We start from the raw sequence: 23595 nt of genomic DNA on the forward strand, positions 1-23595 counted from the left end.
AGTCGGGGGTCGTGGTCGGGTCAGGCGGGGCGGAAGGTGAGCGGCATGCGGGCATAGCCGCGCACGTTGCCGGAGTGGATCCGCTCCATACCACCCTCGTCGACCTCGTAGTCGCGCATCTGCTGGTGGATGTGCTCGAGAGCGATCCGCATCTCCAGCCGAGCGAGCGCCGCGCCGAGGCACACGTGGATGCCGTGACCGAAGCCGAGATGGCGGTTGAGGCCGTCGCGGTCGATGTCGAACACGTCCGGGCGGTCCCACACCCGGGGGTCACGGTTGGCCGACCCGAGCAGCAACAGCACCTTGCCCCCTTCCCGCATCGTTACGCCATGAAGGGTGTGGTCGCGGGTGAGGGTGCGGGCCATGAGCTGGGTCGACCCTTCGTAGCGCAGGGTCTCCTCGACCGCATCGGGAATCCGCGACGGGTCATCCAGCAGCTTCTGCCGTTCGGCCGGGTTGCGCCACAGCCAGTACACGGCATTGCCGATGAGCTTCGTGGTGGTCTCGTTGCCGGCGATGATCAGCAGGAGGAGGAAGCCCACCACGTCACGGTCACCGAGCCGCTCCCCCTCCAGCGACGCCTCGAGCAGGGCGCTGGTGAGGTCGTCGCCGGGCCGGGCCCGCTTCGCGGTCACCATTGCGCTCAGGTACTCGTACAGCCGTGCCCCGGCCTCGATCCCCCGGGCGGTCATCTCGGGCTGGCCTTCGTCCCGGTGGATCATGTCGTCGGTCCAGCCCCGGAGCATGTCCTGATCGTCGGGTGGGACCCCGAGCATGGTGGAGATCACGTCCATGGGCAGCTTCGCCGAGTAGTCGCCGATGAGGTCGCAGCGGCCCTCGGGCACGAGAGGGTCGAGGTACTTGGCGGACAGCGCCCGGATGCTCGGCTCCAGGTCGGCGACCCGCCGGGGGGTGAAGACCCGGCTCACCAGCCGGCGCATCGCCGTGTGCTCGGGCGGGTCCATCGTGAGCATCATCGGGAGGGGGCTCTTGGGCTCGAGGGTGATTCCGTGCCGGTTGCAGAACGTCTCGTGGTCGTGCAGGGCGGCCAGCACGTCGTCGTAGCGGGAGAGGGCGTAGAAGCCGAGCTCCCGGTTCTCGTAGACCGGTGCCTCCTCCCGCAGTCGCTCGTAGAAGGGGAACGGGTCGTCGTGGACCTCGTGCGCGTACGGGTTGAACTCCACGGGTGTGGTCGTCGACGCCCCGGCCATGACGGGCCCCTCCCTGGTCGTCCGCCGTCCGGCTCGACCCGCTGGTCTCTGAACGGCGGTTCAGATAATGTGAACCGTGCTTCAGAGTAGACGATCGCCGTCCGGGGCACACGCCCGAGGGGAGGGACCGATGCGGGCTGACGAGATGATCCTGGTGAGCGTCGACGACCACGTGGTCGAGCCGCCCGGCCTCTTCGACGGGCGCATGCCGGCCAAGTACGCGGACCGGGCGCCACGGGTGCGCCGGAAGCGCAGCGGGGTCGACGTGTGGACCTTCGAGGGCCAGGACATCGCCAACCTGGCCATCAACGCGGTCGCCGGGCGACCCCGCGAGGAGTACGGCATCGACCCCACGTCCTTCGAGCAGATCCGCCCCGGCTGCTACGACGTGCACGAGCGGATCAAGGACATGAACGCCGCGGGCATCCTCGGGTCGATGTGCTTCCCGTCGTTCCCCGGGTTCGCCGGGCGCCTGTTCGCCAACGTGGACGACAAGGACTTCGCCCTCGCCACCCTCCAGGCCTACAACGACTGGCACATCGAGGACTGGTGCGGCGCCTACCCGGGCCGGTTCATGCCCCTGGCCCTGCCGGCCCTGTGGAGTGCCGAGGAGACGGCCAAGGAGGTCTACCGGGTGGCCGAGAAGGGCTGCTTCGCCATGACCTTCCCCGAGAACCCGGCGGTGCTCGGCTACCCGAGCCTCCACACCGACTACTGGGATCCTTTCTGGCAGGCGTGCAGCGACACGGGCACCGTGCCCTGTATGCACATCGGCTCGTCGTCGCAGCTCGTCGTGACCTCCGACGACGCGCCGGTCGACGTGATGATCACACTCCAGCCCCTCAACCTGGTGCAGTGCGCCACCGATCTGGTGTGGTCGGGCATCTTCCTCCGGTTCCCGCAGCTCAGGGTGGCGTTGAGCGAAGGTGGCATCGGTTGGATCCCCTACTTCCTCGAGCGCATCGATCGCACCTACGACCGCCATCGGGCGTGGACCGGTCAGGACCTGAAGGGCAAGCTGCCCAGTGAGCTGTTCCGCGAGCACGTCATCACCTGCTTCATCGACGACCCGGTCGGGGTGAAGCTGCGCGACCAGATCGGTCTCGACATGATCACCTGGGAGTGCGACTACCCCCATTCCGACACCGCATGGCCCGACGCCGCGGAGGCCCTCGAGGCGGAGCTGGCCGGGCTGAGCGACGAGGAGATCGACAAGATCACCCACCTCAACGCGATGCGGCTGTTCTCCTACGACCCGTTCTCGGTCCGGCCCCGCGAGCAGTGCACCGTCGGGGCGCTCAAGGCCGAAGCGGGGGATCACGACGTGTCGATCAAGCCCAGCGGGCAGACGATGTCGCACGGCGCGGTCACCGCGGCCGCGGTGCAGGCCAAGGCCACCGCCTGAGCCGGCCTATCGCCGTCGGGTCGAGGTCGTCGTGGTGGTCGTGGTCTCCGGCGCGGGCGGTGGTTCACCGGTGGCGGTGACGGTCACCGAGAACCGGGCGGTCCGGCCGGCGGGATCGGGATTGCCGTCGCTGCCCACGTAGCGCAGTTCGACGGTGGCGTTCCCCTCGCGCCGGGCGGCGAAGGAGATCACCTCGGCGTCACCGTCACCGGGCAGCGCCGTGGTGCTGGTCAGCAGCTCGTTGCCCAGCGGCGCCAGCACGCCCGGATCGGGTCGCCCCACCAGCTGCCAGCGGAAGCCCGCCGAGTGCTCGGCGGGCAGCAGGATCCCGAACCGGGCTCCCACGGCCACCAGGATGGGTTGGTCAGGGTCGATGAACACTGGGAAGGCCCGCGGGTCGCCCCCGTCCGCGCCGGCGATCGTCGTCGCTCCGGCGCTGGTGGTGGGGCCGGCGCTCGGGGCTTCCGATCCGGAGCAGCCCGCGAGCAGCGCGGCCAGTGCAACCACCGCGATCGTGGCTCGGCGGCAGGGCATCCCTGCACCCTATGCGGCCCTCGTGCCTCCTTCGCACCGCGACGAGAACACGTTCTAGAGTCCCCGCGTGGACTTCGACGACACGCCGGAGGAAGCCGCGTTCCGCCGGGAGGTGCGGGCGTTCCTCGAGGCCCATGCCCGGCGCAAGACCGGCACCGACGCCGACTGGTCGCGCGGCGGCGTCTCAGAGGACCCGGAGCAAGCCGCCGCGTACCTGGAACGCTGCCGGGCCTGGCAGCGCACCCTCTTCGACAACGGCTGGGCCGGCATCACCTGGCCGAAGGAGTACGGCGGGCGGGGTGGCACGCCGGCGGAGAGCATCATCTTCAACCAGGAGGCCTCGCAGTTCGACGTCACCACGGGCTTCATCGGCGCGGCTCAGCAGCTCGTCGGCCCGCCGCTGCTGCGGTTCGGCACCGAGGAGCAGAAGGCTCGCTACATCCCGTCGATGTTGAAGGGGGACGAGCTGTGGTGCCAACTCTTCAGCGAGCCCGGCGCCGGTTCCGATCTGGCCGCGTTGGCGACCCGGGCGGTGCGGGACGGCGACGAGTGGGTGGTCACCGGCCAGAAGGTGTGGACCTCGGAGGCCCAGCACGCCGATTTCGGCATCCTGCTCGCTCGCACGGACCCTGACGCCCCGAAGCACAAGGGCATCACCTTCTTCATCGTCGACATGCACTCCCCGGGTATCGAGATTCGCCCGCTGGTGCAGGCCACCGGCTTGTCGCACTTCAACGAGGTGTTCCTGACCGAGGTCCGCATCCCCGCCGGCAATGTCGTGGGCGAGGTGAACGGGGGCTGGGCGGTGGCTCGCACCACCCTGGCGAGCGAGGCGGGGATGATCGGCGGTGCCGGCCAGACCACCACGTTCCAGGCCGTCCTGGAGCTGGCCCGGGCGTGCGGGCGGACCGCCGACCCGATCGTCCGGCAGGGGCTCGCCGACGTGTACATCCGTGAGCGCATCCTCAAGTTCCACCAGATGCGCATGCAGACCGCGATCATGCACCGCCGGGGCTCGCCGCCGGACCCGTCGGTCCTCAAGAACTTCTTCACCCAGTCGCTCTCGAAGCGGGTCGACCTGGCGATCGCGCTGGAGGGCGCCCACGGGATGCTGGCCAGCGCCGATGCCCCCCAGGACGGGTTCTGGCAGAAGCAGCACATGGCGCAGTTCTCGTCGCGCATCGGGGGCGGCACCAACGAGGTGCACCGGAACATGATCGGCGAACGGGCGCTCGGCCTCCCCCCGGAGCCACGCGACGACAAGGACGTGCCCTGGCGTGACCTCCCCAAGTCCTGACCGGGACCACCTCCACACCGGGCCTGTGGCGATCAGGCGCCTCAGCAGCGTTCGAGCACCACAGGCTCGACCGTTCGTCCTGCCGCGGGTGGTTTCCCGGGCGACCGCTGCGACAATGGTGGGGTGACGTCGAGCCTGAGCCGCTACCGGCTGCGCATGTCCCCCTTGCGCCGGGCGCTCACGACGCTGCTGCTCTCGCTGATCGCGATCCTCTTCTTCGTCCCGGGTGTGCTGGCGTCGCCTCTCGGGGGCTGGTGGCGGCTGATGAGCGCGGTCGGGCTGGTGCTTTCGATCGTGGGGCTGCGCATCGTGCTCGGGCCGGTCATCGTGGTTCGCGACGAGGGCTTGCGCATCCAGCGCAACTGGCCGCTCCGCCGGGACATCCCCTGGTACCGGATCTTCCAGGTCGACGTGATCCCGGGCTTCTGGAACCTCGAGATCGAGCTCAACTCGGGCGAGCGGATCGCGCTGCCCTGCGTGGACGAGGTGGACCGGCTCTACGAGGAGCTCGAGCGCCACCGCAGCGAGATCGACGCCTGAGCGGCCAGGATCGCGTCGCCGGTCCGCTCAGATCTTGGCGTCGCGGCCTTCCCAGTAGGGGTCCCGAAGCTTGCGCTTGTAGAGCTTGCCGTTGGGGTCCCGTGGCAGCTCGGCCATGAAGTCGATCGTCTTGGGACGCTTGAACTTCGCCAGCCGATCCTCGCAGAAGGCGAGGATCTCCTCCCGCAGCTCGTCGTTCGGCTCGACCCCTTCCGCCGGCTGCACCACCGCCTTGATCTCCTCGCCCCAGTCGGGGTGCGGGATCCCGAACACCGCCACATCCGCGATCTTCGGGAACGTGAGCAGCTCGCCTTCGATCTCGGCCGGGTAGATGTTCACCCCACCCGAGATGATCATGTCGCTCTTGCGATCCTTGAGGAACAGGTAGCCGTCCTCGTCCAGCAGGCCCCAGTCGCCCACGGTGAAGAAGCCGTCCCGCCGGTTGTCCTCGGTCTTGCGCTTGTCGCCCTTGTACTCGAAGTTCGCCTGGGCGAGGGACATGTACACGGTGCCCTCGGTGTTGGGTGGGAGCTGGTTGCCGTCGTCGTCGAGGATGCGGATCTCCGAGCCGGCCCAGGCCTTGCCCACGCTGCCCGGCTTGGCCAACCACTCCTGGGCGGTGATGATCGTCCCGCCGCCCTCGGTGGCCGCGTAGTACTCCATGACCGCGTCGCCCCACCACTCGATCATCCGGCGTTTGATGTCGGGGGGGCAGGGAGCGGCCGCGTGCACCATGCAGCGCAGCGACGACACGTCGTAGCGGTTCCGGACCTCCTCGGGCAGGGCGAGCAGCCGGTGGAACTGGGTCGGCACCATGTGCGACGTGGTGACCTGGTGGCGCTCGATGAGCTCGAGCATGCCTTCCGGGGTCCACTTGTCCATGAGGACCACCTTGTGGCCCATGTGCATCGAGTTGGCCGTCCACATGAGCACGGCCGTGTGGTAGAGGGGTGAGCCGGTGATGTGGACGTTGTCGTCGAAGGGCTGCACCCCGAACATCCCCTGGAATCCCGCGTAGAGCTCGCCGAGGACGTCGGGGTCGATGTCGACCAGCGCCCGCTTCACCCCCTTGGGGCGGCCGGTGGTGCCGGAGGTGTAGTGCATCGGCGCCCCGGCGACGCGGTCGTCGGGGTTGGTGGTGGGCTGGCCTTCGAGCAGATCACTCCAGGGCCGCAGCCCCTCGATCGGGCCGACCGCGAAGCACCGGTCGGCGTCGAGGGTGATCTCGGTCATGGCCTTGCGGACCTCGTCCGCGTACCTGGCGCTGGCCACGAACACCTTCGCCTCGCTGTCGTTGACGATGTAGGCGATCTCGGGGCCGACGAGGTGATGGTTGATGGGCGTGAGGTAGAGGCCGATCTGCATGGCCCCGAGGTAGAGCTGGATCATCTCCAGCCCGTTGGGCAGCACGCAGGCTACGGTGTCGCCCCGCTCGAGGCCCTGGGCTCGCAGCCCGTGGCTCACCTGGTTGGCGGCGGCCAGCAGCTCGCCGGCGGTGTGCTCGGCACCGTCGGGGGTCACGAGCGCCACCCGGTCGGGATCGCTCTGCGCCAGCTTCCAGAACCCCAGCTCGGCCATGTCCTTCGTCCCCTTCAGCCGTATCTGACGATCTATCAGGTTAGAACGTGTTCTCGCCGATCTGCCACCGGCTGCGCGGGTGGTCGGGCCTCAGCCGGTGGGCGGTGGCCTGGTTGACCCGGTGATGGTGGGTCAGGGAGGATCGCGGCCTCATCACTTCGTTCAAGGGGGACCACATGCGTGCTGCAGTGCTACGCGAGATCGGTGGCGAGACGCTCGAGATCGTCGACGACGTGACGCTCGGCGAGCTCGGCCCGACCGACGTCAAGGTCGATATCAGGGCCACTGGCGTCTGCCATTCGGACCTGCACGCGATGAAGGGTGACCTGCCCCAGGGTGCGCCGTTCGTGCCGGGCCATGAGGGCGCCGGTGTGGTGTCGGAGGTCGGCTCGGCGGTGACGAGGCTGAGTGTCGGTGACCACGTCGTCGTGGCGTGGTCCCCGCCGTGCGGGCAGTGTGTGGCCTGCGTCGACCAGAAGAGCCCGCATCTGTGCATCATGATCCAGTTCGCCATCGCAGGGGTGCCCCGTTTCAAGGAGGGCGGCACGGACCTGTTCGGCATGGCGGGCACCGGCACCTTCGCTGAGCAGCTCATCGTCCCCCAGGAAGCCGCCATCAAGATCGATGACGACGTGCCCTTCGAGATCGCCTCGCTGATCGGCTGCGGCGTCACCACCGGCGTGGGCGCGGCGATCAACACCGCCAAGGTCGAGCCCGGCTCGACCTGCGTCGTGTTCGGCTGCGGCGGCGTGGGCATCTCGGTGATCCAGGGCTGTCGGGTGGCGGGCGCGGCGGTGATCGTCGCCGTCGACCTCAACGACGACAAGCTCGAGATGGCCAAGCGCTTCGGTGCCACCCACTCGGTGAAGCCCGACGGTCTCGACGCGCTGAAGGGCGAGGTCACCGGCATGGCCGGTGGCTTCGACTACGCCTTCGAAGCGATCGGCCTCCCCCAGACCGTGCGTGCCGCCTACGACGCCGTGCGCCGCGGTGGCACGGCCATCGTGGTGGGTGTGGGCAACATGAGCCAGACCGTCGAGTTCAACATGTTCGAGCTGTTCTTCCAGGAGAAGACGCTGAAGGGCAGCTACTACGGCTCCGCGGATGTCCGTTCGGACTTCAACCGTTTCCTGCGGCTCTGGAAGGCGGGCAAGCTCGACCTCGAAGGGATGATCAGCCAGCGGATCACGTTGGACGACGTCAATGACGCCATCCAGAAGATGAAGCGGGGCGAGGTCATCCGCTCGGTCATCGAGCTCTGAGCCGGACGCGCTGATCGAGCCTCGCGGCGACCGTCCCCGAACGGCCGCGCCCCGGCGCCGAGGCGACGGCCCGGTCCCGGTCGGACGAACGGGTTCGCACCCAAACGAGAACGTGTTCTAGTCTGCTGGGGTCCGTGCCGCACGAGGGGGAGTGATGCCCGAGTCCGATGTCCTGATCGCGCCGCTGGTCATCGAGTATCCGTTCAGCCGCACCACGGGCCCGGTCATCGGCGCCTTCTTCACCGCGCTGCGTGAGGGGTTCGTGGTCGGGGTGCGGGCCGCCGACGGGCGGGTGATCGTCCCGCCGGTGGAGTACGACCCCGTGACCGCAGAGGAGCTCACCGAGATCGTGGAGGTCGGTGACGCCGGCGTGGTCACCAGTTGGTGCTGGGTGGCCGAGCCCCTCGACGGCCAGCCCCTCGATGGCCCGTTCGCCTGGGCCCTGATCACCCTCGACGGCGCCGACACCCCGATGCTGCACGCGGTGGACACCGGGGGCGATCCGGCCCGCATGGCCACGGGCATGCGGGTGCGGGCCCGGTGGCGGCCGGTGCGGCCCGAGGGGGAGGACCCCGACGCGGACGACGGCGTCCGCTACCGCGAGGGGCACATCCTCGACATCGAGTGCTTCGAGCCCGAGGAGTCCGGCGCCGGCACCGCGGGAGGAGCCCACTGATGAGCGACATCACCCTGCCACCCCGGCTGCGGGATCTGGAGCCCGTGCGCTCGATCCGCACGCCAGCGAGCCTCCACTACAACTACACCGCCGGGGCCGCCACGTCCCGCTTCCTGCGGGCCGTGGCCGAGAAGCGCCTGGTCGGCCAGCGTTGCCCGGTGTGCCAGAAGGTGTATGTCCCACCCCGGGGCTCCTGCCCGACCGACGGTGTGCCCACCGAGGAGGAGGTCGAGCTCGGTCACACCGGCACGGTGACGTCGTTCTGCATCGTGAACGTGCCCTTCATGAGCAACCTCATGGAGATCCCCTACGTGAGCGCGCTCATCCTGCTCGACCACTCCGACCTGCCGATCATGCACCTCATCCAAGAGGTGCCCTACGACCAGGTGCACATGGGGATGCGGGTCGAAGCGGTGTGGGTGCCAGACGACGAGATCGGCCCCACGCTCGAGTCGATCAGGTACTTCCGTCCCAACGGCGAGCCGGATGCGCCGTTCGAGACCTACAAGGACAACGTATGAGGGACGTCGCCATCATCTCGTTCGCCCAGACGGCCCACCAGCGGGCGGTGTCGCACATCAACGAGACCGAGATGCTCATGCCGCTGCTCGGCGAAGCCCTGCGTGGTGCGGGGATCAGCAAGGACCGGGTGGACTTCGTGTGCTCCGGTAGCTCCGACTACCTCGCCGGTCAGCCGTTCTCCTTCGTCATGACTCTCGACGCCTTCGGGCCATGGCCGCCGATCTCGGAGTCACACGTCGACATGGACGGAGCGTGGGCGCTGTACGAGGCGTGGGTGAAGATGCAGATGGGCCACATCGACGTGGCCCTCATCTACGCCTACGGCAAGTCCTCGCCGGGGGAGATCCGCCGGGTCCTGTCCCGCCAGCTCGACCCCTACTACCTCGGCCCGCTGTGGGTCGATTCCGTGTCGCTCGCCGCCCTCCAGGCCCGCTGCGGGCTCGAGGCGGGGGCCTTCACGGTGGAGGAGATGGCAGAGGTCGCCGCCGCCAGCCGGCGGCAGGCCCAGAGCAACCCGTTCGCCCAGCTCGCCGGGGACGTCGACGCCTCCACGCTCCTCCAGCAGGACGAGTTCGTGGCGCCGCTCCGCAAGCACGACTGCCCGCCGATCACCGACGGGGCGGCGGTGGTGGTGCTCGCGGCCGGTGACGTGGCCCGTGAGCTGTGTGACCGACCGGCGTGGATCCGGGGGATCGACCACCGCATCGAGCCGCATGCGCTCGGGGTTCGCGACCTGACCCGGTCGGTGTCCACCGAGCAGGCGGCGGCGCGCGCCGGTGTGGGCGACGGGAAGGTCGACGTGGCCGAGCTGCACGCGCCGTTCACCCACCAGGAGCTCATCCTTCGCGAGGCCCTCGCATTGGATGACGCGGTGGCCGTGAACCCCTCGGGTGGGGCCCTGTGCGCCAACCCGATCATGGCGGCTGGTCTCATCCGTTTCGGGGAGGCCGCCTCCCGCATCTGGCGGGGCGAGGCCGACCGCGCGGTCGCCCACGCCACGTCCGGCCCGTGCCTGCAGCAGAACCTGGTGTGCGTCTTGGAGGGTGCGTGATGGGGAGCGAGCGAGTTGCTGTCGTCGGCATCGGGCAGACCAGGCACCAGGCCACCGCTGACTGCTCGATCGCCGGGTTGGTCCGCCAGGCCGCGCAGCGGGCCCTCGACGACGCCCAGATGACCTGGTCCGACATCGACGCCGTGGTGATCGGCAAGGCCCCTGACTTCTTCGAAGGGGTGATGATGCCCGAGCTGTACCTGGCTGACGCGCTGGGAGCGACGGGCAAGCCGATGTTCCGGGTCCACACGGCCGGCAGCGTGGGTGGATCGACGGCCATCGTGGCCCAGGACCTGGTGGCCGCCGGCATCCACGAGCGGGTGCTCACCGTGGCCTTCGAGAAGCAGTCCGAGAGCGAGGCGATGTGGGCGCTGTCGGTCGCCATGCCGTTCCAGCCCCCGATGCACGCCGGCGCGGGCGGGTACTTCGCCCCGCACATCCGGGCCTACATCCGCCGCTCAGGCGCACCCGATCACATCGGCATCCTGGTGGCGCTCAAGGACCGGCTGAATGCCCTGAAGAACCCCTATGCCCACCTGCATGAAGAAGGCATCACCTTCGAGTCGGTCAAGGACTCGATCATGCTGTGGGACCCGATCCGCTACAGCGAGACCTGCCCGTCATCCGACGGCGCCTGCGCCATGGTGCTCACCAACGAGAAGGGCGGTGACGCGGCTGCGGCGGACGGCCGCAAGCCTGCCTGGGTGCGGGGCACCGCGTTCCGCTCGGAACCGACGATGTTCGCCGGGCGCGACCAGGTGAACCCCCGCGGGGGTCAGGAGTGTGCGGCCGACGTCTACCGCCAAGCGGGGATCGTCGACCCGCGCCGTGATGTCGACGTGGTCGAGATGTACGTGCCGTTCAGCTGGTTCGAGCCCATGTGGCTGGAGAACCTCGGTTTCGCCGCGGAGGGCGAGGGCTGGAAGCTCGTCGAGGACGGCGTCACCCAGATGGACGGCGACCTGCCGGTGAACTGCTCCGGCGGGGTGCTGTCGTCGAACCCGATCGGCGCGTCGGGCATGCTGCGCTTCGCGGAAGCGGCGATGCAGGTCCGGGGCCAGGCCGGCGAGCACCAGGTCGACGGGGCCCGCACCGCGGTGGGCCACGCCTACGGCGGGGGCTCCCAGTTCTTCGCCATGTGGGTCGTCGGCGACGAGAAGCCCTGAGCGGGCAGTTCGATGGGTCGGCTCGAGGGGAAGGTCGCGATCATCTCCGGCGCGGCCCGGGGGCAGGGCGCGGCCGAGGCGGAGCTGTTCGTGCGCGAGGGCGCGCAGGTGGTGATCGGCGACATCCTCGACGACGCCGGGCAGGGGTTGGCCGAGCGGTTGGGTGAGGCAGCCCGCTTCATCCATCTCGACGTGACCGATGAGGGCTCGTGGCGTGAAGCGCTCGCCCTGACCCTCGACGACTTCGGTCCGCCCAGCGTGCTGGTCAACAACGCCGGGGTGGTGCACTTCTCCCGCATCGTCGACACCGAGCTGGAGGACCTGCGCCGAGTGCTCGACATCAACCTGGTCGGCACCTTCCTCGGCATGAAGGTGGTGGCCCCGGCGATGGCGGGGGCAGGCGGCGGATCGATCGTCAACATCTCCTCCAGCTCGGGCATCGTCGGGTTCCCGATGGTCGGCGCGTACGTGTCGAGCAAGTGGGCGGTGCGGGGTCTCACCAAGACCGCGGCGCTGGAGCTGGGCGCGGCGAACATCCGGGTGAACTCCGTCCACCCGGGCGGGGTCGACACCCCGATGACCCGCGACCCCGAGACCACCCCACTCGAGGCGTTCGAGCCCTTCGTGCGGCGGCTTCCCCTGCACCGGCTGGGCACGGTCGATGACATCGCCCCGCTGGTGCTGTTCCTGGCGTCGGACGAGAGCTCCTACTGCACGGGCGCGGAGTTCGTGGTGGACGGTGGGCAGACCGCGGGTGACCCCGGACTGCTCGACTTCTGACCCGGCCGGATGACGGTCACTGCTCGAGCGGCAGCTCGGGTCGCAGGATGTCGATCAGCTCGCCGATCCGGTGCGAGGACTCCAGCGGGTGCCGCAGCGGGATGTCGCGGTCGACCCGGTAGCGATTGCGCCGTCCCACCCGTTCGCGCACCAGGTACCCGCCGGCCTCCAACTCTGAGACGATCTTCTGCGCGGCCCGCTCCGTGATGCCGACCAGGCGGGCGATGTCGCGCTGGCGGATCTGCGGGTCGGCGCTGATGCACAGCAGGACGTGGGCATGGTTGGTGAGGAAGGTCCAGTCCGGGCGCGTCACCGGACCGGCCACATTCGCGGGAGTCGACGTCACGGCACACCTCCGGCTCGACGACAACCTACAGACTAATCGTCAATTCTGGTTCGCCTGATAGCGTTGGCGCCGCCGCCGATAGGAACTCGGGGCCGAAGGGTCAGAGGTGGTCGGCACGTGACCGGTGAGCGAGGCGAGATGGCGGTTGGTGGGAACCCTGGTGACCGACCAGCCGTCCGACCGTTCTGCGGTGGTTCGGCCCGGTCGGCCCGCCCGTGATCGGCGATTCGTTTCCCGAAGTGCTGGCCGCCGCGCAGCGCGGTGAGCCGAGCGCGATCGAGGCTATCTACCGTGATGTCGCACCGCTGGTGCTTGGCTACCTGCGGGCCAATGGGGCCAGGGATCCCGAGGACACTTCCTCGGAGGTGTTCGTGTCCATGATGCGGCGTCTGCCGCACTTCACCGGCGACGAGCAGCGGTTCCGCTCCTGGCTCCTGACCATCGCCTACCGGCGCATGGTCGACGACTTCCGACGCCGGGGCCGTCGAAGAGAAGACCCTGTCCCGACCGACGAGATGGGCGAGCGGGTGATCCTGCTGACGGACGGCGAATCCGAGGCCCTGGCTCGGCTGCGCAGCCAAGGGGTGCTCGAAGCGCTCGACCAGCTCACCGACGACCAGCGGGCCGCCCTCGTGCTGCGTGTGCTCGCCGACCTGTCGGTCAGGGAAGTGGCCGAGGTGATGGGCAAGCCCGAGACGGCGGTCAAAGCGCTGCTCCGCCGGGGTTTCGCCTCGCTGGCGCGCCATCTGGCTGCCGGTGGCGAGGATGTCGGCGAGGCGGTCGAGTAGCGCCGCTCCCTGATAGGTCGAACGGCCTACCGGATGGACCGGTATCGAAACCGGCGCGGGCAGCGATAAGGAAGATGACAGGGGAGGCAGCGGTGAGAGGTCACGGCCGTGGACGAAGCGGAACAGGCGAGGAAGGGCAGCAGCCCGAGATCGCCGCGCTCGTCGCCGACCTGCGGGACGCGTTCCTGGTCGATCCGGATGAACAGACCGCGCGCCGCCACCTCGACGCGATGCTCGCGGCGCGAGCCCCGGTGCAGGGAGCTCAATCCCGATCACGGCGGCGGTTGCTCGTCGCCGCAGGGGTCGGGGCGGGGGTGCTCTTCGCCGGTAGTGGCCTCGCTGCGGCTGCCGGGGCGAACGTCCTGCCCGCGCCCATCCAGGATGCGGTGGCGGCCATCGCAGACCCGTTCGGACTCGATCTCCCGACCGCCGACGATCGATCAGGCCGGTCCGACGAGGCCCCGGGCCAGGGCGGTGAGAACCCGGGCCGATCGGAGGATGCCCCGGGCCACGGCGGCGAGAACTCCGGCCGGTCCGACGAGGCACCCGGTCAGCAGGACGACCCAGGCCGGTCCGAACAGGCCCCGGGTCAGGGCGGTGAGAACCCGGGCCGCTCGGATGAGGCCCCCGGCCGGAGCGGCACCGCCCCGGGGAACTCGGGGGAGGCACCGGGTAGGACCGGTGAAGCACCCGGTGGCCGGGCCGGTCGTCCAGCCGAGCCACCGGGACAGGCCAAGCGCGGGGAGGAGCCGCCAGCGGCTGGCACCCCGGGCCCGCCTCCGCAGGCCGGAAGTGGTGGTGCCAATGGACAGGGCGGAGGGAACGACAAAGGCAAGGGTCCCAAGTGACGCGGGATCAGGCACCGAGTCCGCTCGTGGCTTCCGGCAGAAGGGAAGCGGCAGGCATGGCGAAGTGAGCGAGGAGGCCACGGCAATCGTCGGCGGGTCCCGGTCGGGGCGGGCCAGACCCTCGTGTGCCCGATGGGGCGACCGCGGTGCGGCACTGATCGAGTTCGCGCTCCTCCTGCCGTTCCTGGCCATCCTCGTGTTCGGCACGATCGACCTGAGTCGAGCCTCACAGCTGCGGAACCGGTTGACCAACGCTGCCCGTGAAGGAGCAGCGTTTGGCCAGTACTCGCCGCAGTACGTGAACCCCGGTTGCAACGGCGGGCGCAACATCGACAGTGCGGTGATGCGTGAGGACCCCGGGTTGGGTCTGACCCGAACCGACATCCACGTCTCACGGGTGCGGACCACCGACGGCGTGACGAGCGAGGTGGCGTACTGGAACGGCGCAGCCGACTCGCCCAGCGCGACCGCCTGTGACAACCCGGTGGCCGTGTCGGGAGGCACGCCCATCACCTTCGACCGCTCCCCGACGAATCCCGACCGGGTGAGGGTCGAGGTGACCCAGAACCTCCAGATTCTGACGCCGCTGGTGGCGGCGATCATCGGGACCGACCAGGTCGAGCTCCGAGGTCGGGCAGAGGCGGTGATCCAGGGGTGAGGGCAGGTCCCGATGAATCGGCCCGGCTGGGCAGCGACCGTGGTGCCGTCCTGGTCGAGGCGGGCCTGGCGCTACCACTGCTGCTTTTCCTCGTGCTGGGCATGGTCGACTTCGGCTATGCGGCGTTCCGCCAGAGCCAGTACTCCTCCGCAGCCCGCGACGGAGCCCGGGTGGCGATCCTCGATTACAAGGGCGCAGACGTCACTGGTAGCGCGGACTGGCAACGCATCGATCAGGCGGTGAGGGCACGCTTGGGAGGCAGTGCCGTCCTCGAAATGACCGCTCGTTGTTACCGCCAGGGATCGACATCGCCGATCGCCTGCACCAGCGCCACGCCGGACGTCGACCTCGTCGAGGTGCGTGTGTCGTGGCGCTACCAGCCGATCAGCCCCGCGGGATCGATCATCGGTGATCGGACCTTCACCTCCAGCTCGAGGATGCTGATCACCGGGAAGCCCGAGCCGGCCACCGTCCCCGATGCGCCGATCCCGCCGCCGCCCGACCCGGTGGTATCCATCAACAGCACCACGTTCCACGCAGGCCAGACCCTGGTGGTGAGTGGGTCCGGCTTGCAGCCCGGGGTGCCGGTCACGATCCAGATTCCTGGGCTGCTGGGGGCGACGAACGTCACGGTCGGCCCCGACGGCTCGTTCAGCCTCTCGGTGCCCATCGCGACGGGTACGGCGCTGGGCGACTACCAGGTGCACGTGCAGTCGACCGTGTACGGCGAAACACGAACGTTCGGCCCGTTCCCGTTCTCGGTGACGAACCCTCCCGCATGCCAGGCCACCTCGGTCACCGCCAGGCCCGACCCGGTGGGCAAGAAGGGCAACGGCACCCTCAAGAGGGACCTCACCATCACCGTCCAGACCAATGGCTCGCCGCTGTGCACGAACCTCTCCGTGTTCGTCCAGGTGTCGAACACGACGGGCCAGTCCTTCGCCCTCAACGGCACCAGCTCGCCCTACAGCGTCACCATCGGTGCGAACCAGCTCACCACCTGGACGGGGGGTACCAAGACGATCATCGTCCGATGGGGAACCACCACCATCGGCACCGGGACCTTCACGGTCAACTGAGGAGGCCTCCATGCGTGCACGTGCCAGACGGATCCGGACCCGGGGCGACCGTGGCGTCACCGTGGTGTTCGTGGCCGTCGGTCTGGTGGCCCTCCTGGCGGTGACCGGCCTCGCGGTCGACGGCGGCATCGCCTACGCGCAGCGCCGAACCATGCAGAACGCTGCCGACTCCGCGGCCATGGCGGGCACTCGGATGGTCGACAAGATCCGCTTTCGTGATCCCAGTTCGGGCACCCCGGCTCCGGCGAATTCGGAGATCCTGGCTGCGATCGAGCGGGAGCTCGGCGCCCAAGGGGCGGACGGAGCCAGCTGCCGGTTCGTGCTCAACGACGCAACCCTCACCGAGGTCGGCCAGGACTTCTGCCAGAACCCGAGCTTCCTCGCCGCCGTCAACCTCAACACGGACCGCTTCCGTCCAGGCTCGGGCGCCGCGTGCACGACGGCTGAGACGGGCTGCTACAAGATCGCCGGCGTGCGGGTGCGATCGGAGGACACCCGCGCCCTGTCGTTCGGTGCGTTCCTCGGAGCGGACAGCCTGACGGCGAGCGCTTCCGCCACCGCCACCATCCAGCCGCTGTACCGGACGGACGGCAGCCCCTTCATCGTCTGCGGCCGGGCCGATCTCGCCCCCGGGAACGCCTGGGACATCCTCGACCTCAACGACAAGATCAAGCCCACCGCGCTGGGGGCGTGGTTCCCGCTGCAGTGGTCGAAGCTCCCGGACTGTGGAGCAGGGAACGAGTTCAAGGGAAAGGGGCCCGACAGCGGTGTAGCACTCAACACCTGGGTCGACGGGTACACCGGCAACGGCTTCGACGCGCAGATCCTGATCCAGGTCAGCGGGTTGAAGCCCTGTCCCCCGGCCAAGGACGGCTTCCCACCGGGTGGTTGCGGGATGCTCATCCCCATCGCCCGCCAGGGATGCGGGAAATCCTCGAGTGGTAAGGGGCCGACGTTCGACTGCCCACCGGGAGTACCGGACCCGCTCAAGCCGCACCTGTACGTCGTGACCTGGACGGTGTGGATGGTCTACGGGAACGGTTCGAGCGGTTCGCCCGTGTGTGATACGAACCTGGCGAGTCTCGGGCTGAACGGTTCGATCAAGTACTGCGGTCAGCTCCTGGGTTACCCGCCTCCGGCTATGGGGGGCGGAGGCGGAACGGGCGACGTCGTCGATCCGAGCCAGGCGCGGGTCCTGAAGCTGGCGCGGTAGGCGCCCCCATGCGCTCGCCGAGGTCGTGCAAGCCCGCGAGGCGCTGTCCCAGGGCGCGAGGTCAGGCGTTGCCCTTGCCCCGGTGCTTGCGTGACGCCGTGGCTTCGGTGGGGACCATGGTCGACTCGAACGTGCCCGGCGGTGGCGGCTCCCACACCAGCCGGTCGTCCCGCACCCCTTCTGCGTAGAACTGCGCGGCCCACTTGCGGAACTTCATGAACGGCCCGTCGGTGTCGGCCAGCGCGGGGCGCACGAGGTGGGCCTTGTTCTCCCAGATCGGCCCGTCTTCGATGACCTGCTTGTGCACCTCGTTGACGAAGGCCTCGCCCACGCTGGAGGTGGTGCCGTCGTCACCGAGGCTGCGGACCGTGAAGGTGAAGTGCAGCTCGCAGGTGTCCTCGTCGATGGGGGTGTTGCATCCCATGAGGAAGGTGTCGACGATGCCGCTGAACCGGGTGAAGGCGAAGCCCGGGCCCCAGTTGTCGACGTCGATGCGCCCTTCGACCACCCCTCGAGGAGTGGGGAACTTCTGCGAGGACCGCATGACGGCGTGCGGCCCCTCCGCCCGGTACTCCTCGATCTCGGGCACCACCTCGGTGTTGTGGACGTACCGGAAGTGCGCGGAGTCGGCGCCGTTCTCGGCCAGCTCCTGCCAGGCGGCGTGCACCGTGTACCGGCGGCACACCGGCTCGGAGAACCCCTCGGCGGCGTTGAACTCCGCCAACTCGGGGATCTCCCACTGCGGGCCCACCGTCTCGTCCGGGTGGTACCAGGCCATGATCAGCCCGTTGCGCACGATGGTGGGGTACGAGCGGATGCGGGCCTTGGCGTTGGTGCGCTCGCTGTAGGGGATGCAGGTGTTTCGGCCCTCGCCGTCGAAGGTCCAGCCGTGGAAGGGGCACTCGATCTCCGTGCCCCTCACCGAGCCCCCGTGGCCGAGGTGTGCCCCGAGGTGGGGGCAGAACGCGTCCTGCAGGTGCACCGCACCGCTCTCGTCCCGCCACAGTACGAGGTGGCGGGCGAAGTAGTAGCGGGGGAGCACCTGGCCAGGGGCCAGTTCGTGGTCCCAGGCCACCTGGAACCAACCGAACGGGACGGGGAAGGGGTAGCGGCTCATCGGCGGCACCTCACGGTCTCACTGGTCGATCTTGAGCACACGGGCGGCGTTGTCCCGCAGGAACTTGGGCCACACCTCGTCGTCGAAGGGCACGCCGGGGAGCTCGGCGAAGATCCGGTCGTAGGTGAGCCCGGCTGGGAAGTAGCCCGCGTAGATGATCTTGTCGGCGCCCCGGGTGTTGGCGTAGTCGATGATCGCCCGCGGGTAGTGCCTGGGGGCGAAGGCGGAGGTGGAGTAGTAGAGGTTCGGCCACTTGAGCATGAGCTTGACCGCGAGGTCGGTCCAGGGCTCGGCGCCGTGGCGCATGACGAAGCGCAGCTCGGGGAAGAACCAGCACACCTCGTCGATCAGCTCGACCTTCTGCGGGGCCATGGGCACCCGGGGCCCCGGCACGCCGGCGCAGACGAAGATGGGGATGTCGAGCTCCACGCACTTGGCGTAGATGGGGTAGTAGCGCTTGTCGTTGATCGGCACCTGCACGCCCGCCGGGAAGGTGGTGGCGGCTTTGATGCCGTACCGCTCGTGCATCTCCACCAGGAAGCGCACGGCGTCCATGCCCTGGTTGGGGTCGACCGATGCGGAGGGGATGAACCGGTCGGGGAAGTCCTTGAGGGCCCGGTCCGCGTCGTCACGGCCGGGGCCGACCCCGATCATCGCCTTGTCGATACCGAACCGGTCGAGGTTGTCGACGACGACCGCCACCGGGTCGACGTTGTCCTCGAGGTCCGGCGGCACGTCCTTGAACATGTACTGGGCGGGGAAGCGGAACTCCTCGAGGCTCTCCTTGTCCCGCAGGTGCGGGGCCAGGAACTTGTAGACCTCCCGCCGGTCCGGTTTGGGGAAGCCGACCATCGTGTCGATGATCCCGACGTCGGTGGGCATGGCCATGGACCCCATACTAGAACAGGTTCTAGTTCGAGGGGAGCTGGCGGGCCCCTCGTCCTGGAGGGGGTCAGGCGGTGAGGCACTCGGCCGCGTCGCGCAGCTCGGCCACCGCGGCGGTGAAGCCGTCGACGATCTGCCAGAGGTCGGGAACCGTGTCCGGGCAGGCGATGACCCCGACGTCCATGTTGCCCATGTTCGACAGGACGGTGAGGTTGATGCCCGAACCTTCGATCAAGGGACCGAACGGGTAGATCCCCTTCACCCGGGCACCGGCGATGTACAGCGGGATCGGAGGACCGGGCACGTTGCTGATCACCAGGTTCTGGACGGGCGGGAGTGTGCCGGCCACCTGCGGGAGCGCGTACAGCCGCAGCGCCAGGTTGTAGACGCCGGGCGGCGTGATCTGTGCCAGGTCCTGGATGAGGTCCGCGCCCATGGCGTTGTGCACCGCCTTGGCGTCTCTGGTCTCGGCGTGGATGGCCTCCAGCTGCCGGACCGGATCGTCCACGTCCACCGGCAGGCGGACGAACATGTTCGACACCTGGTTGGTCCCGCCGCCCGAGGTCTGCCCGTGCACCGACACCGGCACCGCCGCCACCAGTGGCCGGTCGGGCAGGTCGTCGTGGGCGAGCAACCAGCGTCGCAAGGTCATGGCCGTGGCCGCCAGCACGACATCGTTGACCGTGGTGCCGAACGCCGACTTGATGCACTTGAAGTCGTCCAGCTCGGCTTGACCGAACGCCACCGCCCGGTTCCCTGTGATGGGCGCGCTGAGGCGGGTGCGCGGCCCGGTGAAGGGCAGGGCCGGGCTGAGGCCGTCGCCACCGAACGGCAGGACGCTGCGCCCCATGTCCACCAGCGAGCGGGTCGTACGGGCCAGGGCCCGCACCCCGCGCAGCGGGTTCGTGACCCGGTCGGCGACCGCGCCCGCGAGCACCGTCAGGTCGCTGGGCACGCGGTCGGGCTCCCAGGGCTCCTCGGGGGGCGGCGGGTCCGACGCGCCGGGCTCGAGGTCGAGCAGGTGGGCCATGAGATCAGCTCCGGTGATGCCGTCGATGGTGGCGTGGTGCATCTTGGTGACCAGCGCCGCCGAACCGTCCTCCAGCCCCTCCACCACGTGCATTTCCCACAGCGGTCTGCTCCGGTCGAGCGGCCGGCTGGCGATGTCGCCCACCACCTCGGCCAACTCGTGCAGCGACCCCGGTGGCGGCACCGCCAGGTGCGTGATGTGGCTGTCGAGGTTGAAGTCCGGGTCCTCGATCCACAGCGGGTGGTCCAAGCCGAGCGGCACCGGCACCAGCCGGCGGCGCAGCATCGGCATCAGGTGGATCCGGGCCTCGATGAGCCTGCGCACCCGGGCCACGGAGAACCCGCCCTGCATCGTCGACGGATCGAGGATGAGCACGCCGACGACGTGCATGTGATGGGTGGGCGTCTCCATGTAGAGGAAGGACGCGTCCATCCCGCTGAGGCGCTGCATCGGACCTCCAGTCCGGTCGAACCAGCCGAAGCCTGAGCCGGTGCTGGCACGCCGCCCGGCGGGCGCTCGACCATCACCACTCCAGGGGAGAGGGTACGTTCCGGGGGCATGGCCTCCCACTTCCGACCCCGTCCGGTCCGGCTCGCTCGGCTCCGGGCCGCTCTGGGCCCGATCATCTGCACCCTCGTCCTGGCCGCGGGGGCGTGCTCATCGGGCTCCTCAGGCTCGAACGAGGGTGCATCCACGGCTACCAGCCGTGAGGCCCCACCCATCAGGCTCAACCAGATCCAGGTGATCGGCTCGCACAACAGCTACCACGTCGAGCCCCCACCGGAGCAGCTCCAGGGCTTCCTGCAGGTGGTCCCGAGCGCCATCGAGCTCGCCTACACCCATGAGCCGCTCGCCGAGCAGTTCAGCTCCCAGGGCGTGCGCCAGATCGAGCTCGACGTGTTCGCCGACCCGGACGGCACGCTCTGGCGGCCGCTCGGCACCCCGGGCTTCAAGGTGTTCCACATCGAGCAGGTCGACGAGGGCTCCCGCTGCGAGACCTTCGTGAGCTGCCTCGAGCAGGTGAAGGCCTGGTCGGGCGAGCACCCGGGCCATCTCCCCATCGCCATCCTGGTGGAGGTGAAGGACTCGGTCGACTTCCCGAACCCGCCGAACCCGGTGCCGGTCGGGCCGGCGGAGCTCGACGCGCTCGATGCCGAGATCCGCTCGGTGTTCGAGCCCGGCGAGCTGATCACCCCCGATGACGTGCGCGGCGACCGGGCGACGCTCGAGGAAGCGGTGCTCGCCGGTCAGTGGCCGCTGCTCGACGACGTCCGCGGCCGGGTGATGTTCCTCCTCGACAACAAGCGCGACGAGTACGTGCAGGGCCATCCGTCACTGGAGGGACGGGTGGCGTTCACCCCCTCCGAGCCGGGCCAGCCGGATGCCGCGTTCATCAAGCGCAACGACCCGCTGGGCGAGAACCTGGCGCAGATCCAGGAGCTGGTGCGAGCCGGCTACGTGGTGCGCACCCGGGCCGACTCGCCGGTCACGACGCCGTCTTCGGGGGATCGCAGCCAGCTCGAGGCGGCGCTGGCCAGTGGCGCGCAGTGGATCAGCACCGACTACCCGCTGCCGGGCATGGCTCAGCGCTGGGGGTCGGACTACGTGGCGTCGATCCCGGGCGGCATGCCGGCACGCTGCAACCCCGTGAACGCGCCTCCCGGTTGCGAGCCGAACGACCTCGAGGACCTGGATCTGCCGCTCGGTCCGTGGGCGCCCGAGTCCCCGCCGCCGACCTACCCGAGGCCGACCGTCACCGCCGGGCTGGGCGACTCGGGTTGACCGCTCAGCTCGCCAGGCACGCCGCCGCCCGGCTCGACAGGCCGATGGTGCGCCGGGCCTCACGCAGCACGTGCCGGTCGAGCCCGTTGGTCAGGTAGCAGAACGAGATGCCCGACACCGGGTCGGCCCAGGCGATCTGGCCACCCGCGCCGTCGTGGCCGAAGGTCTCCGGGGAGAGGCCGTAGCCGAACCCGCGCATCGTCGCCACGGTGCCCTCGCCGGCCACCATCATGCCGAGACTGCGGTGCGCGGGAATGGCCCGCAGGGGATCGGGGAGATCGCAGCGCACCCGCCGGGAGGCGTCGACCATCAGGTCGTCGTCCCACAGCCCCGCCTCGTTGTGCAGCAGCGACTGGTAGTAGAGGGCGATGTCGGCGGCGGTGCTGATGCCCCCACCACCCGGCGCGCCCACCGCCCGGACCGCGGGGTCGTTGAACTCGAGGAGCGCGTCGGTGGTCACTTCACCCACCAGGGCCCCGAGGTCGATGCCGGGGATGCCGATCGCCGCTTCGATATCCTCGGGGGTGGGGGGCTCGCCGGAAGCCACCAGCGTGGTGATGTCCGCTTGCCGCTCCGGTGGCTCGCCGAGCCGGAACCGCCGCAGGCCCAGCGGCTCCATGAGCCGGGTGTGCACGAACTCCCGGTAGTCGAGCCCACTCACCACCTCGATCACCTCCCCGAGCACCCAGTGCGCGGCGAGCGGGTGGTACTCGAAGCGCGTCCCGGGCTCCCAGTTCAAGCGCCAGCGTTCGAAACGCTCGAGACGAGCCTGCCGCGACGCGGCCTCGGTGACCCTCATCGGGGCCTGGGGGAACCCGGACGTGTGGAGGAGCAGTTGCTCGACCGTGACCACGTCCTTGCCGTTGGTCCCGAACCGGGGGACGATCTCGGCCACCTTGGTCCCCACGTCCAGGGCACCTTCGCTCATGAGCAGCCAGATGGCGCCGGCGATGACGCCCTTGGTGGCCGAGAAGATGACGTAGCGGTTGTCGTTCGTCGCCGAGCCGATGGTCGTGAACAGCGCCAGCCGACCTTCGCGGGCCAGCGCGAGCTGACAGCTGGGCAGCAGACCGGCGTCGACCTCCCGGTGGGCCCGCTCCACCAGGGCGTGGAGCGCGGCCGGGTCGAGGCCGATCCCGGCGGGGTCGGCGAGCTGGTAGCGGTCCGTCGGGTGCGCCATGGGGGCAACGTAGCGGGCAGGGATGGCCGGCGCGATACTCCGCGATGCATGCAGCGACTGAGCGGGCTCGATGCGGGGTTCCTCTACATGGAGACGCCCACGCTCCACATGCACACGCTCAAGGTCGCCATCCTCGAGCCGCCCGAGGGGACCCCCTTGCCGTTCGAGGCCATGCGGGAGGAGATCGGGGCGCGGCTGGGGCTGCTGCCAGGTTTCCGACAACGCGTCCTGGAGGTGCCCTTCGGCTTCCACCACCCGGTCTGGGTCGACGATCCGGCCTTCGACCTCAACTACCACGTGCGCCGGGTCGTGCTCCCGCCTCCGGGGAACCGGCGCCAGCTCGACGAGACCATCGGGCAACTCGCCGGCGACCCGCTGGAGCGGGATCGCCCGCTGTGGCAGATGTACGTGATCGAAGGCTTGGAGGACGGCCGGCTGGGGGTGCTGGTGAAGATCCACCATGCCATGGCCGACGGTGCAGCCGCCTCTGCGTTGCTGGCCAACGTGATGTCCTTCGCGGACGGCGCCGACGATGGTGAGGGTGAGGCCATGCCGGCCGGATCCACGGAGGCCTGGCGGTCCGCACCGCTCCCCGGTGGCGGGCGGTTGCTGATGGATGCCTTCGTCGACCACCTCCGCCAGCTCGC

The 23595-nt window shown here is 69.4% G+C and carries 23 protein-coding genes; 15 read left to right on the forward strand and 8 right to left on the reverse strand.

Translation table 11 applies throughout. The features are described 5' to 3' along the window. Positions 1-20: 20 nt before the first annotated feature. Complete coding sequence (locus V7004_RS08555; RefSeq protein ID WP_334143366.1) at positions 21-1211, reverse strand: cytochrome P450; 1191 nt, start codon at positions 1209-1211, stop codon at positions 21-23. 130 nt (positions 1212-1341) lie between these two features. Here V7004_RS08555 and V7004_RS08560 point away from each other — a divergent pair, with 130 nt between their 5' ends. Beyond that, positions 1342-2616 carry an amidohydrolase family protein gene (locus V7004_RS08560; RefSeq protein ID WP_334143367.1) on the forward strand — a complete coding sequence of 425 codons (1275 nt, stop codon included), beginning with the start codon at positions 1342-1344 and terminating at the stop codon, positions 2614-2616. 6 nt (positions 2617-2622) lie between these two features. Here the strand turns inward: V7004_RS08560 and V7004_RS08565 are convergent, their stop codons facing one another. Beyond that, complete coding sequence (locus V7004_RS08565; protein ID WP_334143368.1) at positions 2623-3150, reverse strand: protease inhibitor I42 family protein; 528 nt, start codon at positions 3148-3150, stop codon at positions 2623-2625. Between the two features lie 67 nt (positions 3151-3217). On the opposite strand from V7004_RS08565, the gene V7004_RS08570 reads away from it, so the two are divergent. Both V7004_RS08570 and V7004_RS08575 read left to right on the forward strand, forming a co-directional pair. After that, positions 3218-4447 (forward strand): acyl-CoA dehydrogenase family protein, encoded by a 1230-nt coding sequence (locus V7004_RS08570; RefSeq protein ID WP_334143369.1) that lies wholly within the window; start codon positions 3218-3220, stop codon positions 4445-4447. Positions 4448-4570: 123 nt separating this feature from the next. Continuing rightward, complete coding sequence (locus V7004_RS08575) at positions 4571-4987, forward strand: hypothetical protein (RefSeq protein WP_334143370.1); 417 nt, start codon at positions 4571-4573, stop codon at positions 4985-4987. Between the two features lie 27 nt (positions 4988-5014). On the opposite strand, the gene V7004_RS08580 is transcribed toward V7004_RS08575, so the two are convergent. After that, complete coding sequence (locus V7004_RS08580; protein WP_334143372.1) at positions 5015-6565, reverse strand: acyl-CoA synthetase; 1551 nt, start codon at positions 6563-6565, stop codon at positions 5015-5017. A gap of 176 nt (positions 6566-6741) precedes the next feature. Between V7004_RS08580 and V7004_RS08585 the strand changes: the two genes are divergently transcribed. The 6 genes from V7004_RS08585 (at position 6742) to V7004_RS08610 (ending at position 12022) form a co-directional block, all read left to right on the forward strand. Further along, the gene (locus V7004_RS08585) at positions 6742-7827 is read left to right on the forward strand and encodes a Zn-dependent alcohol dehydrogenase (protein ID WP_334143373.1); all 1086 of its coding nucleotides are present in this window, start codon (positions 6742-6744) and stop codon (positions 7825-7827) included. A gap of 154 nt (positions 7828-7981) precedes the next feature. Then, positions 7982-8503: a Zn-ribbon domain-containing OB-fold protein gene (locus V7004_RS08590; RefSeq protein WP_334143374.1), complete on the forward strand. Its 522-nt coding sequence runs from the start codon at positions 7982-7984 to the stop codon at positions 8501-8503. Beyond that, the gene (locus tag V7004_RS08595; RefSeq protein WP_334143375.1) at positions 8503-9024 is read left to right on the forward strand and encodes a Zn-ribbon domain-containing OB-fold protein; all 522 of its coding nucleotides are present in this window, start codon (positions 8503-8505) and stop codon (positions 9022-9024) included. The genes V7004_RS08590 and V7004_RS08595 overlap by 1 nt, the downstream gene beginning before the upstream one ends. Beyond that, positions 9021-10076, forward strand: coding sequence for a thiolase domain-containing protein (locus tag V7004_RS08600; protein WP_334143376.1), 1056 nt, complete (start codon positions 9021-9023; stop codon positions 10074-10076). The genes V7004_RS08595 and V7004_RS08600 overlap by 4 nt, the downstream gene beginning before the upstream one ends. After that, complete coding sequence (locus tag V7004_RS08605; RefSeq protein WP_334143378.1) at positions 10076-11242, forward strand: thiolase domain-containing protein; 1167 nt, start codon at positions 10076-10078, stop codon at positions 11240-11242. Before V7004_RS08600 ends, V7004_RS08605 begins: the two co-directional genes overlap by 1 nt. Positions 11243-11254: 12 nt before the next feature. Beyond that, positions 11255-12022: a glucose 1-dehydrogenase gene (locus tag V7004_RS08610; RefSeq protein ID WP_334143379.1), complete on the forward strand. Its 768-nt coding sequence runs from the start codon at positions 11255-11257 to the stop codon at positions 12020-12022. Positions 12023-12038: 16 nt separating this feature from the next. Here the strand turns inward: V7004_RS08610 and V7004_RS08615 are convergent, their stop codons facing one another. Further along, the gene (locus V7004_RS08615; RefSeq protein ID WP_334143380.1) at positions 12039-12368 is read right to left on the reverse strand and encodes a helix-turn-helix transcriptional regulator; all 330 of its coding nucleotides are present in this window, start codon (positions 12366-12368) and stop codon (positions 12039-12041) included. Positions 12369-12583: 215 nt separating this feature from the next. Here V7004_RS08615 and V7004_RS08620 point away from each other — a divergent pair, with 215 nt between their 5' ends. From V7004_RS08620 to V7004_RS08635, 4 genes are all read left to right on the forward strand, one after another. Then, on the forward strand, positions 12584-13156 hold the full coding sequence (locus V7004_RS08620; RefSeq protein ID WP_334143381.1) for an RNA polymerase sigma factor: 573 nt from the start codon (positions 12584-12586) through the stop codon (positions 13154-13156). Positions 13157-14068: 912 nt separating this feature from the next. Further along, complete coding sequence (locus V7004_RS08625; RefSeq protein ID WP_334143382.1) at positions 14069-14662, forward strand: TadE family protein; 594 nt, start codon at positions 14069-14071, stop codon at positions 14660-14662. Next, entirely contained in the window at positions 14659-15741 is a 1083-nt protein-coding gene (locus V7004_RS08630; protein WP_334143383.1) for a TadE/TadG family type IV pilus assembly protein, read from the forward strand. The genes V7004_RS08625 and V7004_RS08630 overlap by 4 nt, the downstream gene beginning before the upstream one ends. A gap of 10 nt (positions 15742-15751) precedes the next feature. Then, positions 15752-16954, forward strand: a complete 1203-nt coding sequence (locus V7004_RS08635; RefSeq protein ID WP_334143384.1) for a pilus assembly protein TadG-related protein — start codon at positions 15752-15754, stop codon at positions 16952-16954. 61 nt (positions 16955-17015) lie between these two features. Here V7004_RS08635 and V7004_RS08640 read toward each other — a convergent pair whose 3' ends face one another. The 3 genes from V7004_RS08640 to V7004_RS08650 form a co-directional block, all read right to left on the reverse strand. Next, positions 17016-18071 carry a Rieske 2Fe-2S domain-containing protein gene (locus V7004_RS08640; protein ID WP_334143385.1) on the reverse strand — a complete coding sequence of 352 codons (1056 nt, stop codon included), beginning with the start codon at positions 18069-18071 and terminating at the stop codon, positions 17016-17018. Positions 18072-18089: 18 nt separating this feature from the next. Then, positions 18090-18959: an amidohydrolase family protein gene (locus V7004_RS08645; RefSeq protein WP_334143387.1), complete on the reverse strand. Its 870-nt coding sequence runs from the start codon at positions 18957-18959 to the stop codon at positions 18090-18092. A gap of 64 nt (positions 18960-19023) precedes the next feature. Beyond that, on the reverse strand, positions 19024-20418 hold the full coding sequence (locus V7004_RS08650; protein WP_334143388.1) for a WS/DGAT/MGAT family O-acyltransferase: 1395 nt from the start codon (positions 20416-20418) through the stop codon (positions 19024-19026). A gap of 126 nt (positions 20419-20544) precedes the next feature. Here V7004_RS08650 and V7004_RS08655 point away from each other — a divergent pair, with 126 nt between their 5' ends. Beyond that, positions 20545-21768 carry a phosphatidylinositol-specific phospholipase C1-like protein gene (locus tag V7004_RS08655; protein WP_334143389.1) on the forward strand — a complete coding sequence of 408 codons (1224 nt, stop codon included), beginning with the start codon at positions 20545-20547 and terminating at the stop codon, positions 21766-21768. 4 nt (positions 21769-21772) lie between these two features. Here V7004_RS08655 and V7004_RS08660 read toward each other — a convergent pair whose 3' ends face one another. Next, positions 21773-22948 (reverse strand): serine hydrolase domain-containing protein, encoded by a 1176-nt coding sequence (locus tag V7004_RS08660; protein WP_334143390.1) that lies wholly within the window; start codon positions 22946-22948, stop codon positions 21773-21775. A gap of 48 nt (positions 22949-22996) precedes the next feature. Here V7004_RS08660 and V7004_RS08665 point away from each other — a divergent pair. Then, on the forward strand, positions 22997-23595 hold a 599-nt coding region (locus tag V7004_RS08665; RefSeq protein WP_334143391.1), incomplete at its 3' end, for a wax ester/triacylglycerol synthase domain-containing protein.

Origin of the sequence: Rhabdothermincola sp. (genome assembly GCF_036846205.1) — a bacterium.
Classification (GTDB): Bacteria; Actinomycetota; Acidimicrobiia; order Acidimicrobiales; family Acidimicrobilacustridaceae; genus Rhabdothermincola.

Bases quoted from the DNA above. Each gene is read 5' to 3' on its own strand.
- V7004_RS08635 (WP_334143384.1), top strand. From the start codon at position 15,752: ATGCGTGCACGTGCCAGACGGATCCGGACCCGGGGCGACCGTGGCGTC.
- V7004_RS08565 (WP_334143368.1), bottom strand. From the start codon at position 3,150: ATGCCCTGCCGCCGAGCCACGATCGCGGTGGTTGCACTGGCCGCGCTG.
- V7004_RS08610 (WP_334143379.1), top strand. From the start codon at position 11,255: ATGGGTCGGCTCGAGGGGAAGGTCGCGATCATCTCCGGCGCGGCCCGG.
- V7004_RS08560 (WP_334143367.1), top strand. From the start codon at position 1,342: ATGCGGGCTGACGAGATGATCCTGGTGAGCGTCGACGACCACGTGGTC.
- V7004_RS08555 (WP_334143366.1), bottom strand. From the start codon at position 1,211: ATGGCCGGGGCGTCGACGACCACACCCGTGGAGTTCAACCCGTACGCG.
- V7004_RS08595 (WP_334143375.1), top strand. From the start codon at position 8,503: ATGAGCGACATCACCCTGCCACCCCGGCTGCGGGATCTGGAGCCCGTG.
- V7004_RS08600 (WP_334143376.1), top strand. From the start codon at position 9,021: ATGAGGGACGTCGCCATCATCTCGTTCGCCCAGACGGCCCACCAGCGG.
- V7004_RS08580 (WP_334143372.1), bottom strand. From the start codon at position 6,565: ATGGCCGAGCTGGGGTTCTGGAAGCTGGCGCAGAGCGATCCCGACCGG.
- V7004_RS08590 (WP_334143374.1), top strand. From the start codon at position 7,982: ATGCCCGAGTCCGATGTCCTGATCGCGCCGCTGGTCATCGAGTATCCG.
- V7004_RS08605 (WP_334143378.1), top strand. From the start codon at position 10,076: ATGGGGAGCGAGCGAGTTGCTGTCGTCGGCATCGGGCAGACCAGGCAC.
- V7004_RS08585 (WP_334143373.1), top strand. From the start codon at position 6,742: ATGCGTGCTGCAGTGCTACGCGAGATCGGTGGCGAGACGCTCGAGATC.
- V7004_RS08650 (WP_334143388.1), bottom strand. From the start codon at position 20,418: ATGGACGCGTCCTTCCTCTACATGGAGACGCCCACCCATCACATGCAC.
- V7004_RS08645 (WP_334143387.1), bottom strand. From the start codon at position 18,959: ATGGCCATGCCCACCGACGTCGGGATCATCGACACGATGGTCGGCTTC.
- V7004_RS08640 (WP_334143385.1), bottom strand. From the start codon at position 18,071: ATGAGCCGCTACCCCTTCCCCGTCCCGTTCGGTTGGTTCCAGGTGGCC.
- V7004_RS08660 (WP_334143390.1), bottom strand. From the start codon at position 22,948: ATGGCGCACCCGACGGACCGCTACCAGCTCGCCGACCCCGCCGGGATC.
- V7004_RS08655 (WP_334143389.1), top strand. From the start codon at position 20,545: ATGGCCTCCCACTTCCGACCCCGTCCGGTCCGGCTCGCTCGGCTCCGG.